This window comes from Acidovorax sp. Root217 (assembly GCF_001428645.1).
Classification (GTDB): Bacteria; Pseudomonadota; Gammaproteobacteria; order Burkholderiales; family Burkholderiaceae_C; genus Acidovorax.
In genome coordinates, this window is record NZ_LMIH01000003.1 from 14738 (window position 1) to 29133 (window position 14396).

Below are 14396 nucleotides of genomic sequence, written 5' to 3' on the forward strand. Positions count from 1 at the left end.
AGCGGGGTCGCCTTTTCTTGGCCTACGTTCTTTTGGCGAGGCAAAAGAAGGTAGGTGCGCCGCCGGGCGCACACCCCGGCTCCCGCCCACTGCAAAGGCGAGAAGCAACTACCGTCCTCATGCGATCAATACGCCGCACTGGCTTGAGCCGGTACGCCAGCAGCAGCACTACTGCCCCCAAACTGAACCCGCAACTTGCGCGCCGCATTCACAAACATCAGCACATCCACGCCCACGGCGACAAAGGTGCATCCCAGATCCAGATAGCGCTGCGCCAACACCGGGTCCGAAGTGAGCGTCCCCGCCGCCTTGCCACTGGCGATGATGGTCCTCATCGCCCCCTCGATGGCCGCCTGCACCTCCGGGTGGCCAGGGTTGCCGCGGTGGCCCATGGATGCCGCCAGGTCGGCCGGGCCGATGAACACGCCATGCACGCCGTCCACCGCGCAGATGGCCGTGAGGTTGTTCAGGGCCGCCACCGTCTCGGCCTGCACCAGCAGGCAGACCTCGTCATCGGCCACGTTCAGGTAGTCGCTGCGCGCACTCCACTCGGAGGCACGCCCCACGGCGCTGCCCACACCGCGGATTCCCAGGGGCGGGTAGCGCGTGGCCGAGACGATGGCGCGCGCCTGCTCGGCCGTATCCACCATGGGCACGAGCAGGGTGCGGGCACCGATGTCCAGCATCTGCTTGATGAGGGCCGTGCTGCCCTCGACCACGCGCACCACGGGCTGGGCGCTGTGGGGCGCCACCGACTGCAGCGCCGCCAGGGTGCTGCGCACGTCGTTGGGGGCGTGCTCGCCGTCGACCAGCAGCCAGTCGTAGCCACAGGTGGCGGCCGCTTCGGCGAGGTAGGGGTCGGCCATGGAGAGCCACAGGCCGACCTGGGGGCGGCGCTCGGCAAGAGCGGTCTTGAAGGGGTTGTGGGCGGGCATGTTCGTTGTCTCAATCCATCAGTCAGTCGAGTTGTCCCTGGCAGAGGTACTTGGTGTGCAGGTAGTCGTCCAGGCCGTGGGTTGATCCCTCTCGGCCGTAGCCCGACTCCTTGACGCCGCCGAAGGGCGCGGCCTCGGCCGCGATCACGCCTTCGTTGATGCCCACGATGCCGGTCTCCAGCGCGTCCGCCACGCGCCAGATGCGCCGCACGTCGTTGCTGTAGAAATACGCCGCCAGGCCGAAGGGGGTATCGTTGGCTGCGGCGATCACCTCGGCCTCGGTGGTGAAGCGCGTTAGCGGTGCCACGGGGCCAAAGGTTTCCTCGCAGGCGCAGGCCATGGAGGCGTCGGCGCCCACGAGCACGGTGGGCGCGTAGTAGGTGGGGCCCAGTTGCGGCAGGCGTTCGCCGCCCGTGAGCACGCGGGCGCCGCGTGCCACGGCGTCCTGCACATGGCGCTCGATCTTCTGCACCGCGCGGTCGTTGATCATGGGGCCGATCTGCGATGCGGGGTCGCTCGCGGGGCCGACCTTCAGCGCCGCCACGCGGGCGGCGAGCTTGCTGGCGAAAACGTCGTGGATGCGCTCATGCACGAACACCCGGTTGGGGCACACGCAGGTCTGGCCGCCGTTGCGGAACTTGGCGGACATGAGGCCGTCCACGGCCGCGTCGACGTCGGCGTCCTCGAAGACGATGAAGGGCGCGTTGCCGCCGAGCTCCAGCGACAGCTTCTTGAGCGTGTCGGCGCTGCGCCGCGCCAGGTGCTTGCCCACGGGGGTGGAGCCGGTGAAGGTGATCTTGCGCACGCGTGCATCATCCAGCCACACATCCACCACCTCGGGCGTCTTCTCGCGCGAGGCCGTCACGATGTTGAGTACGCCATCGGGCACGCCCGCCTCGTGGGCCAGCAGCACCAGGGCCAGCGAGGTCAGCGGCGTGTCCTCGGCCGGCTTGCAGACCACCGTGCAACCGGCGGCCAGGGCCGGGGCGATCTTGCGCGCGATCATCGCGGCCGGAAAGTTCCACGGCGTGATGGCGGCCACCACGCCCACGGGTTCCTTCAGCGCGAACATGCGCCGCCCTGGCACCGGCGCGGGGATCACCTCACCGTTCATGCGCGTGGCCTCTTCGGCAAACCAGGCGATGTAGCTGGCCGCATAGGCCACCTCGCCCCGGCCTTCGGCCAGGGGCTTGCCCTGCTCGCGTGAGATGAGCTTGCCCAGGTCGTCCTGGTGGGCCAGCACCAGGTCGTTCCAGCGCTTGATGATTTGGGCGCGCTGCTTGGCCGGCACCTTCTTCCACGCGGGGAAGGCAGCGTGCGCGGCATCGAGCGCAGCCAGTGCTTCGGCGGTGCCGCTGTCGGGCACCTCGGTGATGGTGGCGCCGGTGGCGGGGTCGGTCACTGCCAGCAGGGCACCGGGGCCGGGCGTCCACTGGCCGGCGATGAAATTGGCGCTGCGCAGCAGGTCAGCGCGGGTGAGGGTCAGGGGCATGGGAGTGTGGGCTTCGGTAGGGGGGTGTTCAACTGACTATTCCAAGATGCCAGGGCACGAACTCATGGTCGCCCAGGCCCAGGGCCTCGCTCTTGGTGGCCTCGCCGCTGGCATGGCGCAGGATCTGCTCGAAGATGCGCTGGCCCATCGCGGGCACGGACACACCCTCGTCGATGACCACGCCGCAGTTGATGTCCATGTCTTCCTCGAGCCGGGTGTACATGGGCGTGTTGCTCGCCAGCTTGATGGTGGGCGCCGGCTTGCTGCCGAACATGGAACCACGCCCGGTGGTAAAGCAGATCAGCTGCGCGCCGCTGGCGATCTGGCCGGTGCAGGCCACGGGGTCGTAGCCGGGCGAGTCCATGAAGACGAAGCCGCTCTGGGTGATGGGCTCTGCGTATTCGTACACCGCCTGGAGCGGTGTGGTGCCGCCCTTCATGGCCGAGCCCAGCGATTTTTCGAAGATGTTGGCCAGTCCGCCGGCCTGGTTGCCATGGCCCACCACGCCGTTGAACTGGGCGTTCTGGCCGGCGGCATAGCGCTCCCACCAGGCCAGGCGGTCCAGCAGCTTCTGGCCCACTGCGGGGCTCACGGCGCGGCGCGTGAGCATGAATTCCACGCCATGGATCTCGGGTGTTTCCGACAGGATGGCCGTGCCGCCGTGGCGCACCAGGATGTCCATGGCCGCACCCAGGGCAGGGTTGGCGGTGATGCCCGAGAAACCGTCCGAGCCCCCGCATTCCAGCCCGATCTTGAGGTGGGCCGCGCTCACCGGCTGGCGCCGTGCGGCGTTCGCCTCGGGCAGCATGGCCTCGATGGCGGCAATGCCGGCCTCGATGGTGGCGCGCGTGCCGCCCACCTCCTGCATCACCAGGGTGCGCATCAGCCGGCCGGCCTTCAGGCCCTGCGAATCCACCAGCGCATCGACCTGGTTGCGCTCGCAGCCCAGGCCCACGATGAGCACGCCCGCCAGGTTGGGGTGGCGCGCATAGCCGGCCAGGGTGCGGCGCAGCACGTCGAAATGCTCGCTCGGCGAGGACATGCCGCAGCCGCTGGTCTGCGCAAAGGCCGCCACCCCGTCGACATGCGGGAAGGCCGCCAGCCGCTCGGGCGTGAAGTGTGCGGCGATGCGTTTGATGACGGTGGCCGAGCAGTTCACCGACGACAGGATGCCGATGAAGTTGCGCGTGCCCACGCTGCCGTCGGCGCGCACGAAGCCCTGGAAGCTGGCGCGCCCGGCCTCGGGCAGGTAGTCTACGGGCCGCACGTCGGCGCCGAAGGCCGGGTCGCGGTAGTAGTCCACGATCCTGAGGTTGTGGCTGTGTACGTAGTCGCCGGGCTCCAGGTCGCGCGTGGCCACGCCGATCACGGTGTCGTACTTGCGCACTTGCTCGCCCTCAGCGATGCGGCGCGCGGCGATCTTGTGGCCGGCAGGCACCTGGGCGCGTGTGCGCACACCCAGTTCGGGGATGGACTGGCCCAGCGCCAGGGCCGTCTTGGCCACCAGCACGTTGTCGTTGGGATGCAGGTGCAGCAAAGGGCTGGACAGGTCGGTAGAGGCCGCAGGGGTAGTCATCGGGATCTTTTCTTCTGGGGGCGCGAGGGGGTCAGCTGCGCATCAACTCGCGCAGCTTGAGCCGGTCGATGAGCACGGTCTCTTTCAGGTACACCGCGTTCACGTACTTCTCGTAGTCGGGGCCGTCCAGGTACAGGAGCGGCGCGTCGAGCTTGTCGGCCACCGCCTTGAACTCGGGGCTGGCCACGGCCTGGCGGAAGGCATCGCGCAGCTTGGCGGCCACGGCCGGCTCCAGGCCCTTGGGCGCGCCGATGCCGTTGGGGGCATCCACCACCACGTTGTAGCCCGATTCGCGCAGGGTAGGGGTGTCCTTGAAGCGCGCGGTGCGCTGCTCGCCCCAGGTGGCCAGCAGGCGCAGCTTGCCGGCCTCCACATGCGGTGCCCAGGAGCTGGAATCGGCCAGCGCATCCACATGGCCGCCCAGCACGCCCTGCAGCGCCTCGGCACCGCCCTTGTAGGGCACATGGTTGAGCGCGATGCCGGCCGCGGCCGCGAACTCCTCCATGCCCACATGCGTGGCGCCGCCCACGCCGGCGTGGGCGTAGGTCACCTTGCCGGGGTTGGCCTTGGCATGGTCGACGAAGTCCTTCAGGGTCTTGAAGCGCGAGTCCGCCGGCACGGCGATGCCGAAGGTCTGGCCTGAGGTGCGTGCCAGGTAGGTGAAATCCTTGCGCGGGTCGGCCTGCAAGGTGCCCAACTGCGCAAAGCGCGTGACCGAGATGGGGATCTGGCCGATGGTGTAGCCGTCGGCCTTGGCCGCGGCCAGGGCCTTGGAGCCGATCATGCCCGAGGCGCCGGCGCGGTTCTCCACCGCGATGGCCTGGCCCAGGATGCGGCCGGCGACGGTGCACAGGGTGCGCATCGACTGGTCGGCCGTGCCGCCTGCGGGCCAGGGGCAAATGAAGGTGATGGGGCGTTCGGGGTAGGCCTGCGCGAACAGCTTGCCATGCGTGGCTGCGAGCGCAGTGGCCCCGAGGGCGCCAAGGATGAGCTGCCGCCGGTCCTGGCGTGGGGTGTCGTTCATGTCTGTCTCCATTTTTTTGATCGGGAGCCGCGATTGTTCTCAGGCGATGCATAACAATCCAATGAAACTATGGACTCTCTTCATAGCCTGCAAGACATGAATCAAGAGAAACCCCATGACCCGCATCGACCGCGTCCTGCGCTCCAACCTCAAGCTGCGCCACCTGCAGATGCTGGTGGCGCTGGACCAGTTCCGCCACCTGGGCCGTGCGGCAGAGTTCCTGTCGGTCACGCAGCCTGCTGTCTCCAAGACGCTGGCCGAGATCGAGCGCATGTTCGGCCTGCCGCTATTCGACCGCTCCACGCGCGGCACCGAGCCCACGGCCGCAGGCCTGAGTGTGGTGCGTTTTGCGCGCTCGGTGCTGGCCGGCTACGACCGCACGCGCGCCGAGATCGCGGCCGAGGCCAGCGGTGCCAGCGGCCGCACCAGCGTGGGCGCCATGGTGGTGGCCACGCCGGTGCTGTTGGCCCAGGCCGTAGAGCGGCTCAAGGCGCGCTCCATCCACACCACGGTGCTGGTCGAGGAGGGCGACCTCACGCGCCTGCTGCCCAAGCTGCGCCTGGGCGAACTCGACCTCTTCGTGGGCCGCCTGGAGCCCGGCTACGCCTCGCCCGACCTGGAGACCGAGGCCCTGTATGCCGAGCCCATGGCCGTGGTCGTGCAGCCCGGCCATGTGCTGGCGCGAAAGCGCAAACCACAGTGGGCCGACCTGGCCGCGCTGCCCTGCGTGATGCCGCCGCCCTGGGCCTCGCTGCGCGTCAAGCTGGACCAGATGTTCTTTGCGCACGACCTGCACCCGCCGGCCGACATTGTGGAGTCGGCCTCCTTCCTCACGCAGCTGAGCTTCATCCACCAGCGTGGTGCCGTGGCCTTCATGGCGCGCTCGGTGGCGCAGCACTTTGCGGCGCAGGGGCAGGTGGCGGTGCTGCCCTTGGCCGTGCCCATCGATCTGCCGCCTGTGGGCCTGATCACCCTGCGCGGCCAGCGGCCCACGCCCAGCACCGAGCAGTTGATCGACTGCCTGCGCCAGGTGGCTGGCGGCATGCGCAAGAAGCCGCGCGCAAAGCGCTGAGCTTTCAGCTCCAGGTGCGCGCCAGCGCTGCAGCCGCCACCTGCAGCCGCGGCAACTTCTCCAGCGCCTGCGCCAGCGACATGCGCGCCACCGGGGCCTGCAGCGCCACGGCGCAGCGGATGCTTTTGCCGTCCGCTCCGCGCACCGGCACGGCCACGCACACCAGGCCTTCGACGAACTCCTCGGCGTCCACTGCGTAGTCCTCCTTGCGGATGCGCTTGAACTCGGCATCGAGCGCGGCACGCGTGGTCAGCGTGGTCGCGGTGTGGCGCGTGAGCGCAAGCCCATCCAGCAGCTTGTTGCGCTGGCCCGCGGCCATGTGCGCCAGCAACAGCTTGCCGCTGGCCGAGCAGTGCACGGGCACGCGCGTGCCGGGGCGCAGGTTCATCTGCAGCGGAAAGGCCGACTCGATGCGGTCCAGGTACACCACCTCGGCGCCCGACAGGGCCGTGAAGTTGCAGCTCTCGCCCACCTCTGCCACCAACTGGCGCAGCACGGCGTGGCGCACCCCCTGCTGCGTGCTGCCAGCCAGCGTGGCCTCGGCCAGGCGCAGCAAGCGCGGCGCGGGTGCGTAGCGCCGGCCGTCGGGCTCGCGCGCCAGCAGGCCGCCGGCCTCCAGCTGCACCAGCAGCCGGTGCACGCTGGGCTTGGGCCAGCCGCTGGCGGCCACGGCCTCGGCCAGTGTGAGTGGGCGGGCCTCGCGCACCAGCAGTTCGAGCAGGTCGAACAGGCGCAGGCCGGGTGATGGAGCAGTGTTTTCGGTCATGAATCTCTGATTTCGAGACGAAATAAGAAAATATTCCGGGATTTGTGAGGCCTGGCCTACAGTGGGCGCATCGTAGACATCCGCCTGCGTTCTGTAAACAACCCCTTCCTCCCATGCCTGTGAGCCCCCGTCCCTTTCGCAATGCCGTCGTCACAGGTGCCTGTGGCGGCCTGGGCCAGGCCCTGGTGCGTGAGTTGCTGGCCCAGGGCACACAGGTGGCGCTGGTGGGCCTGCAGCGCCCGGTGCTCGAAACGCTGGCCGCCACCGCGCCCGAGCGCTGTGCGGTGTACACGCCCGACGTGGCCGATGCCGCCGCCATGGCGCAGGTGGCCGCCGACTGGATGGCGCGTGCCGGCCTGCCCGACCTGGTGATCGCCAACGCGGGTGTGGCGGGCGGCTTCGACACCGCAGAGACCGGTGACCTGGCCGTGATGCGCCGCATGTTGGAAATCAACCTGCTCGGCCCTGCCACCACCTTCCAGCCCTTTGTGCAGGCACTGCGCGCGCATGCCGTACAGGGGCCGCGCTGCGCCCTGGTCGGCGTGGCCAGCATCGCGGGCTGGCGCGGCATGCCCGGCAATGGCGCCTATTGCGCGAGCAAGGGCGGGCTGATCCGCTACCTCGAAAGCCTGCGCGCCGAGTGCCGGGGCACGCGGCTGTCCGTGCACACGGTGAGCCCGGGCTACCTGCGCACGGCACTTACCGCTGGCAACCGCTTTGCCATGCCCGGCCTGATGGAGCCCGATGCCGCAGCCCGCGCCCTGCTGGCGGGCGTGGCGCGCGGGCGCGAGCACATCGTGCTGCCGCGGCACATCGGCTGGCTCTCGCGCCTGCTGGCTTGCCTGCCCGCCGCCACCTACGACCGCCTGCTGCGCGGCCAGCCACGCAAGCCGCGCGTGGGCGAGGCGGGGGCCACCGCCATCCCTGGACTGTCGGGCGCTGCCGATGGCGCAACGCCTGCCGAAACCCGTTGACCTTTCACTTTCCCCGCCAGGCACCCATGCAAGACGATCTCCGCAACGCTCCCGCTGGCCTCAAGGCCTGTGTGGACACCACCACCCCTGCCACGCGGGGCTCGATTGCACTCATCGGTGCCGGCCCTTCGGGCCTGGCCGGTGCGCGCAATCTGCAAAAGCTCGGCATCCCGTTCCAGGGCTTCGAGGCGTATACCGACGTGGGTGGGCTGTGGAACATCGCCAACCCGCGCTCTACGGTGTATGCCTCGGCCCACCTGATCTCGAGCAAGCGCACCACCGAGTTCAGCGAATTCCCAATGGCCGACAGCGTGGCCGACTACCCCAGCCACCGCGAGCTGTGCCGCTACTTCAGCGACTTTGCCGAGCATTTCGACCTGCGCCGGCACTTTCGTTTCGGCGTGCGCGTGCTCAAGGTGGAGCCGGTCAGCGACAGCGAGGACACGCTGTGGCGCGTGACCATCGCCACGGCGGACGGGGGCACCGAAGCGGCCGAGTACAAGGGCGTGGTGATCGCCAACGGCACGCTGGCCGAGCCGAGCATGCCGCGCTTCGAAGGGCATTTCAGCGGCGAGCTGCTGCACACCTCGGCCTACAAGCATGCCGAGCAGTTCAAGGGCAAGCGCGTGCTCATCGTGGGCGCGGGCAACTCGGGCTGCGACATCGCGGTCGATGCCGTGCACTACGCCGAGAGCGTCGACATCTCTGTGCGGCGCGGCTACTACTTCGTGCCCAAGTACGTGTTCGGCAAGCCTGCCGACACGCTGGGCGGCAAGCGGCCGTTGCCGCCCTGGCTCAAGCAGAAGGTGGACAGCACGGTGCTGAAGTGGTTCACGGGCGACCCCACGCGCTTCGGGTTCCCGAAGCCCACGTACAAGATGTACGAGTCGCATCCCATCGTGAACTCGCTGATCCTGCACCACCTGGGCCATGGCGACATCCACGTCAAGGCCGACATCGCGCGCTTCGATGGCGCCACGGTGCACTTCAAGGACGGAACCCAGCAGGACTACGACATGGTGCTCGCCGCCACCGGCTACACGCTGCACTACCCCTTCATCGCGCGCGAGTTGCTCAACTGGCAGGGCATGGCGCCGCGCCTGCACCTGAACATCTTCGCACCCGGTCGGCGCCGCCTGGCGGTGCTGGGGATGATCGAGGCCAGCGGCATCGGCTGGCAGGGCCGCTACGAGCAGGCCGAGCTGGTGGCGCGCTACTTCAAGGCGCTCGATGCCGACACGCCAGCCGCCCGCGCCTTCGAGGCCGCCGTGCAGGGCCCGCCGCCAGACCTGTCGGGTGGCTTCAAGTACCTGCAGCTCGAACGCATGGCGTACTACGTACACAAGGACACCTACCGCGCCGCCGTGCGCAACGCCGCTGCCGCCCTGGGCTGACCGCACCACAAGAAAAGGGCCACCGAGCCCACCGAGGAGACAAATACCATGCTGCCCGTCGACGAGATCCGCCTGAACTTCAACCCCGCATCGCTGATGCTGCTAAACGCGGTGCTGGCCTTTTTGATGTTCGGCATCGCGCTCGACACGCGGGCGGACGACTTTCGCCGTGTGGCCAAGATGCCCTGGGCCATGGCCGTGGGCATTGCCGCGCAGTTCATCGTGCTGCCGGCCGTGACCTATGTGCTCACGCTGCTGCTCGGCGTGGGGCCGAGCATTGCGCTGGGCATGATCCTGGTGGCCTGCTGCCCGCCGGGCAACGTGTCCAATATCCTCACGCACCGTGCGCGCGGCAACGTCGCGCTGTCGGTCTCCATGACGGCGATTTCCAACGCCATCGCCATCGTGGTCATGCCGCTGAACTTCGCGTTCTGGGGCGGCATGCACCCCACGGCCGCACCGCTGCTCAAGACCATTGCACTCGACCCGCTGGAGATGGTGGGCCACATCGTCGCCATCATCGGTGTGCCCTTCGTGCTGGGCCTCTTGTGCGCGCACCACCTGCCGCGCCTCACGCAGCGCGTGAAGAAGGCCGTGCGCATCGCCAGCTTCCTGGCGCTCATCGGCTTCATCCTGGGTGCCATCGCGGGCAACTGGCGCTTCTTTCTCGATTACGTGGGCATGGTGCTGCTGGCCGTGGCCCTGCACGATGCGCTGGCCTTCGGCACCGGTTACCTGTGCGCGCGGTTCACGGGCCTGCAGGACTATGACCGGCGTGCCGTGGCCATCGAGGTCGGTATCCGCAACGCAGGGCTGGGCCTGGTGGTGATCTTCAGCTTCTTTGGCGGCCTGGGCGGCATGGCCGTGGTGGCGGGTGTCTGGGGCTTCTGGGACATCATCGCCGGCCTGGCGCTGGCCAGCTGGTGGGGGCGCAAGGACCCCGTGGGCGCGCCCGTGCTGGCGCAAGGGGAGGGCGCATGAGCGCGCCGGCCCCGCGCGCCCGCAACATCCTCATCACCGGGGCCGATGGCTTCCTGGGCCGTGGCGTGTTGGCGGCGCTGGCCCGGCGGCTGGACACCGGCACCGTGGTGGCCCTGGACGTGCGCGAGGTACCGCCCGAGCGCCGCCAACCGGGCATCACCTACCAGGCCCAGGACGTGCGCGACAAGGCCCTGGCCGCCACGCTGCAGCGCCATGCCATCGACACCGTGGTGCACCTGGCCTCCATCGTCACGCCGGGCCGCGACTCGAACCGGGCCTTCGAATACGACGTGGACGTGAACGGCACGCGCAATGTGCTCGAAGCCTGCGCGGCCCAGGGCGTGCGGCATGTGCTTGTGTCCTCCAGCGGCGCCGCCTATGGCTACCACGCCGACAACGCGCCCTGGCTCACTGAGTCGCACCCGCTGCGCGGCAACGAAAGCTTTGCCTATGCGCACCACAAGCGCCTGGTCGAGGAGATGCTGGCCGCATGGCGCCAGAGCCATCCAGGGCTGGCGCAGACGGTGCTGCGCATCGGCACCATCCTGGGTGAGCGCGTGGACAACCAGATCACCGCGCTGTTCGAAAAGCCCCGCCTCCTGGCCATCCGCGGCAGCGACAGCCCCTTCGTCTTCATCTGGGACGAGGACGTGACCGGCGCGCTGCTGCATGCCCTTGATGGCGCGGCGCCTGGCTGCTACAACCTGGCGGGCGATGGGGCGCTGACCATCCACCAGATCGCGGCGCGCCTGGGCAAGCGCACGCTCGACCTGCCGGCCTGGTTGCTGCAGTCGGCCCTGTTCGTGGGTTCGCGCCTGGGCCTGAGCCGCTATGGCCCCGAGCAGCTCGACTTTCTGCGCTACCGGCCGGTGCTGCTCAACACCGCGCTCAAGGAGCAATTGGGCTATGTGCCGCGCAAGACCAGCGCGCAGGCCTTCGATGCCTTCGTGGCAGCGCGACAGCAGCAGGGGCGGCCCGTGGCCGTGGCCAACGTGCTGGCAGGCGGCCGCGCATGAACACGGCGGCCACGCCGTCGGGGGTGGGTGCGGCACCGCCCCGCGCATTGTCGCAAGGCGACCTGGCCTGCGCGCTGGCCGTCATCGTCATCTGGGGCTCGAACTTCGTGGTCATGAAAATGGGCCTGCAGACGCTCAGCCCCATGCTGCTCGGCACGCTGCGCTTCATCACGGCCTCGCTGCCCTTTTTGCTCTTCGTGGGCCGGCCGGCGCTGCCCTGGCGCTTCATCGTGGCCTATGGCCTGGCGCAGGGCCTCGGGCAGTTCGGCCTGTTGTTCCTGGGCCTGCGCCTGGGCATGACGGCGGGCATGGCCTCGGTGGTCATGCAGACCCAGGCCTTCTTCACGCTGATCCTCGCCGTCACGCTGCTGCACGAGCGTGCGCGGCCAGCGCAGTGGCTGGGCCTGGCGGTGGCGTTCGCAGGGCTGCTGGTGATCGCTAGCGCCCATGGCGAGGGCGCGCTGCAGATGAGCCTGGCGGGCTTCGTGCTCACGCTGGGCGCGGCCTTCATGTGGGCCACCTCGAACCTGGTGGTGCGCTTTGCGGCGCGCGCGGGTGGCGACTACGCGCCGTTCCCGTTCATCGTCTGGAGCAGCACCGTGCCCATCGTGCCCTTCTTCGCCCTGGCGCTGTGGCTCGATGGCCCGGCCGTGGTGGCCGCGCAGCTCGCAGGCCTGAACGGCCGTGCGCTGTTCGCGGTGCTGTACCTGGCGCTGCTGGCCACCCTGCTGGCCTACAGCCTCTGGACACGGCTGCTGCAGCGCCACCCGGCGGGGCGGGTGTCGCCGTTCTCGCTGCTGATCCCGGTGGTGGGCCTGCTGGCCGCCATGCTGGTGCTGGGCGAGCAGCCGGCGCCCGCGCACTGGGCGGGCACCGGCGCGGTGCTCTGCGGCATGCTCATCAACCAGTTCGGCCATCTATGGTGGAAGCGGGGCTGAAAGCCCCGCGTTGCCTCATGCCTTGGCGATGCGCGAAGCGATGGCCTGGCCCAGCTCCGTGGTGCTGGCCTTGCCGCCCAGGTCGGGGGTGAGCGGGCCTTCCTTCAAGGCCGCCTCAATGGCCGCCACGATGGCGTCGTGCGCCGCGCGCCCGGCGCCCTGGCCGTTGGTCAAAAAGTCCAGCATCAGCGCACCCGACCAGATCATGGCGATGGGGTTGGCGATGTTCTTGCCGTAGATATCGGGCGCCGAGCCGTGCACCGGCTCGAACAGCGAGGGGAAGGTGCGCTCGGGGTTCAGGTTGGCCGAAGGGGCCAGGCCGATGGTGCCGGTGGTCGCGGGGCCCAGGTCCGAGAGGATGTCGCCGAACAGGTTGGTCGCGGCCACCACGTCAAAGCGGCCGGGCTGCAGCACGAAGCGCGCAGTCAGGATGTCGATGTGCTGCTTGTCCAGCGTGATCTCGGGGTAGTCCTTGGCCACCTCGTCGGCACGCTTGTCCCACCAGGGCATGCTGATGGCAATGCCGTTGCTCTTGGTGGCCAGCGTCACGTGCTTGCGCGGGCGGCTCTGCGCCAGGTCGAAGGCGAAGCGCAGCAGGCGGTCGGTGCCCTTGCGCGAGTAGACCGACTCCTGGATCACGATCTCGCGGTCCGTGCCCTCGTACATGATGCCGCCGAGCGACGTGTACTCGCCCTCGGTGTTCTCGCGCACCACGAAGTAGTCGATGTCGCCGGGCTTCCTGCCCGCCAATGGGCAGGGCACGCCCTCGAACAGGCGCACGGGGCGCAGGTTGATGTACTGGTCGAACTCGCGGCGGAACTTGAGCAGCGAACCCCACAGCGAGACATGGTCGGGCACGGTGGCCGGCCAGCCCACGGCGCCGAAGAAGATCGCGTCCACATCCGCGAGCTGCGCCTTCCAGTCGTCGGGCATCATCTGGCCGTGCTCGGCGTAGTAGTCGCAGCTGGCCCAATCGATGGTGCGGCAGGTGAGGGCGATGCCGAAGCGCTCGGCCGCGGCCTTCACGGCGCGCAGGCCTTCGGGCATGACTTCCTTGCCGATGCCGTCGCCGGGGATCACGGCGATCGTGTACTGGGTGCTGTTGCTGCTCATCAGATGTCTTCCTTGGAGGGTGGAGGGTGCGTGGCCTGCATTGTTGGACAGCACGGTCCAAAATACAATCGACCGCCTGTGTATCCATTCTTCACACATCGTGCATAAAAGCCCATCGACCGAGGACTTGCGTGTCTTCACCGTGGTCGTGCGCAAATCGAGCTTTGCGGACGCCGCCACCGAGCTGGGCGCCTCGCCCGCCTACGTGAGCAAGCGCATCCGCCTGCTGGAAGAAGACCTGGCCGTGAAACTGCTGCACCGCACCACGCGGCGCGTGGCCGTCACGGAGGAGGGCGAGCGCGTGTTCCACTGGGCGCAGCGCATCCTGGACGACGTGGACCAGTTGCTGCAGGAGGTGGCGGTCACGCGCCGCGAGCCACGCGGCCTGCTGCGCGTGAGCAGCAGCTTCGGCTTTGGCCGGCGCATCGTGGCGCCGGCACTGTCGCGCCTGGTGGAGCGGCACCCGGGCCTGCAGGTGCGGCTGGAGGTGTTCGACCGGCTGGTGGACGTGGCGGGCGAAGGCTTCGATCTGGACGTGCGCGTGGGCGACGAAATCGCCCCGCACCTGATCGCGCGGCGCCTGGCAGACAACCACCGCGTGCTGTGCGCCGCGCCGGCCTACCTGGCGCGCCATGGCACGCCGCGCGCTTTGGCCGAGTTGTCGAGCCACGACTGCCTGGTGATCAAGGAGCGCGACCATCCCTTTGGCGTGTGGCGCCTGCGCAGCGGCGCTGTGGAGGACATGGTCAAGGTGCGTGGCCCGCTGTCGGCCAACAACGGCGAGATGGTGGTGCAGTGGGCCGTGGACGGGCGCGGCATTGCGCTGCGCTCGCTGTGGGACGTGCAGCCCCACCTGAAGGCCGGGCACCTGGTGCAGGTGTTGCCCGAATGGCGCCAGGACGCCAACGTCTGGGCCGTCTACCCCACGCGGCTGCACCTGTCGGCCAAGGTGCGCGTGTGCGTGGAGTTTCTGCAGGACCACTTCAAAAAGGAGTGGTCCGGGATCGGCTAGTCCACTGAAACCGAGAAATCGGCTGTGCGCCGGGGTGGCAGCGGGATGCAGCGCAAGGCGCGGGCTGCGGCCAAGGCTGGCCGCCTTGGCAAAGCCCGCAACG

13 protein-coding genes are annotated in these 14396 nt (G+C 69.0%); 7 read left to right on the forward strand and 6 right to left on the reverse strand.

Going from position 1 to position 14396, the window contains the following annotated elements:
- Positions 1-125 precede the first annotated feature (125 nt).
- The 4 genes from ASE31_RS00765 to ASE31_RS00780 are packed head-to-tail and all read right to left on the reverse strand — an operon-like array spanning position 126 to position 5027.
- Positions 126-935, reverse strand: coding sequence for an aldolase/citrate lyase family protein (locus tag ASE31_RS00765; RefSeq protein ID WP_057199641.1), 810 nt, complete (start codon positions 933-935; stop codon positions 126-128).
- Positions 936-957: 22 nt separating this feature from the next.
- A complete protein-coding gene (locus ASE31_RS00770) occupies positions 958-2427 on the reverse strand; it encodes an NAD-dependent succinate-semialdehyde dehydrogenase (RefSeq protein WP_057199642.1) in 1470 nt (489 codons plus the stop codon).
- Positions 2428-2455: 28 nt separating this feature from the next.
- Positions 2456-4003, reverse strand: coding sequence for a UxaA family hydrolase (locus tag ASE31_RS00775; protein WP_057199643.1), 1548 nt, complete (start codon positions 4001-4003; stop codon positions 2456-2458).
- A gap of 31 nt (positions 4004-4034) precedes the next feature.
- On the reverse strand, positions 4035-5027 hold the full coding sequence (locus tag ASE31_RS00780) for a tripartite tricarboxylate transporter substrate binding protein (RefSeq protein WP_057199644.1): 993 nt from the start codon (positions 5025-5027) through the stop codon (positions 4035-4037).
- 115 nt (positions 5028-5142) lie between these two features.
- On the opposite strand from ASE31_RS00780, the gene ASE31_RS00785 reads away from it, so the two are divergent.
- Positions 5143-6099, forward strand: coding sequence for a LysR substrate-binding domain-containing protein (locus tag ASE31_RS00785; protein WP_057199645.1), 957 nt, complete (start codon positions 5143-5145; stop codon positions 6097-6099).
- A gap of 4 nt (positions 6100-6103) precedes the next feature.
- Here the strand turns inward: ASE31_RS00785 and ASE31_RS00790 are convergent, their stop codons facing one another.
- A complete protein-coding gene (locus ASE31_RS00790; RefSeq protein ID WP_057199646.1) occupies positions 6104-6865 on the reverse strand; it encodes an IclR family transcriptional regulator in 762 nt (253 codons plus the stop codon).
- A gap of 113 nt (positions 6866-6978) precedes the next feature.
- Here ASE31_RS00790 and ASE31_RS00795 point away from each other — a divergent pair, with 113 nt between their 5' ends.
- The 5 genes from ASE31_RS00795 to ASE31_RS00815 are packed head-to-tail and all read left to right on the forward strand — an operon-like array spanning position 6979 to position 12168.
- Entirely contained in the window at positions 6979-7839 is an 861-nt protein-coding gene (locus tag ASE31_RS00795) for an SDR family oxidoreductase (RefSeq protein ID WP_057199647.1), read from the forward strand.
- Between the two features lie 26 nt (positions 7840-7865).
- Complete coding sequence (locus tag ASE31_RS00800; RefSeq protein ID WP_235514197.1) at positions 7866-9233, forward strand: NAD(P)/FAD-dependent oxidoreductase; 1368 nt, start codon at positions 7866-7868, stop codon at positions 9231-9233.
- 48 nt (positions 9234-9281) lie between these two features.
- Entirely contained in the window at positions 9282-10214 is a 933-nt protein-coding gene (locus tag ASE31_RS00805; protein ID WP_082603968.1) for a bile acid:sodium symporter family protein, read from the forward strand.
- The gene (locus ASE31_RS00810; protein WP_057199648.1) at positions 10211-11230 is read left to right on the forward strand and encodes an SDR family oxidoreductase; all 1020 of its coding nucleotides are present in this window, start codon (positions 10211-10213) and stop codon (positions 11228-11230) included. Before ASE31_RS00805 ends, ASE31_RS00810 begins: the two co-directional genes overlap by 4 nt.
- Entirely contained in the window at positions 11227-12168 is a 942-nt protein-coding gene (locus ASE31_RS00815; RefSeq protein WP_057199649.1) for an EamA family transporter, read from the forward strand. The genes ASE31_RS00810 and ASE31_RS00815 overlap by 4 nt, the downstream gene beginning before the upstream one ends.
- Positions 12169-12183: 15 nt before the next feature.
- Here ASE31_RS00815 and ASE31_RS00820 read toward each other — a convergent pair whose 3' ends face one another.
- Positions 12184-13281 carry a tartrate dehydrogenase gene (locus ASE31_RS00820; protein ID WP_057199650.1) on the reverse strand — a complete coding sequence of 366 codons (1098 nt, stop codon included), beginning with the start codon at positions 13279-13281 and terminating at the stop codon, positions 12184-12186.
- 100 nt (positions 13282-13381) lie between these two features.
- On the opposite strand from ASE31_RS00820, the gene ASE31_RS00825 reads away from it, so the two are divergent.
- Positions 13382-14293 carry a LysR substrate-binding domain-containing protein gene (locus ASE31_RS00825; protein ID WP_200961054.1) on the forward strand — a complete coding sequence of 304 codons (912 nt, stop codon included), beginning with the start codon at positions 13382-13384 and terminating at the stop codon, positions 14291-14293.
- Positions 14294-14396 lie beyond the last annotated feature (103 nt).

Bases quoted from the DNA above. Each gene is read 5' to 3' on its own strand.
- ASE31_RS00765 (WP_057199641.1), bottom strand. From the start codon at position 935: ATGCCCGCCCACAACCCCTTCAAGACCGCTCTTGCCGAGCGCCGCCCC.
- ASE31_RS00790 (WP_057199646.1), bottom strand. From the start codon at position 6,865: ATGACCGAAAACACTGCTCCATCACCCGGCCTGCGCCTGTTCGACCTG.
- ASE31_RS00785 (WP_057199645.1), top strand. From the start codon at position 5,143: ATGACCCGCATCGACCGCGTCCTGCGCTCCAACCTCAAGCTGCGCCAC.
- ASE31_RS00770 (WP_057199642.1), bottom strand. From the start codon at position 2,427: ATGCCCCTGACCCTCACCCGCGCTGACCTGCTGCGCAGCGCCAATTTC.
- ASE31_RS00800 (WP_235514197.1), top strand. From the start codon at position 7,866: ATGCAAGACGATCTCCGCAACGCTCCCGCTGGCCTCAAGGCCTGTGTG.
- ASE31_RS00815 (WP_057199649.1), top strand. From the start codon at position 11,227: ATGAACACGGCGGCCACGCCGTCGGGGGTGGGTGCGGCACCGCCCCGC.
- ASE31_RS00775 (WP_057199643.1), bottom strand. From the start codon at position 4,003: ATGACTACCCCTGCGGCCTCTACCGACCTGTCCAGCCCTTTGCTGCAC.
- ASE31_RS00795 (WP_057199647.1), top strand. From the start codon at position 6,979: ATGCCTGTGAGCCCCCGTCCCTTTCGCAATGCCGTCGTCACAGGTGCC.
- ASE31_RS00810 (WP_057199648.1), top strand. From the start codon at position 10,211: ATGAGCGCGCCGGCCCCGCGCGCCCGCAACATCCTCATCACCGGGGCC.
- ASE31_RS00780 (WP_057199644.1), bottom strand. From the start codon at position 5,027: ATGAACGACACCCCACGCCAGGACCGGCGGCAGCTCATCCTTGGCGCC.
- ASE31_RS00805 (WP_082603968.1), top strand. From the start codon at position 9,282: ATGCTGCCCGTCGACGAGATCCGCCTGAACTTCAACCCCGCATCGCTG.
- ASE31_RS00820 (WP_057199650.1), bottom strand. From the start codon at position 13,281: ATGAGCAGCAACAGCACCCAGTACACGATCGCCGTGATCCCCGGCGAC.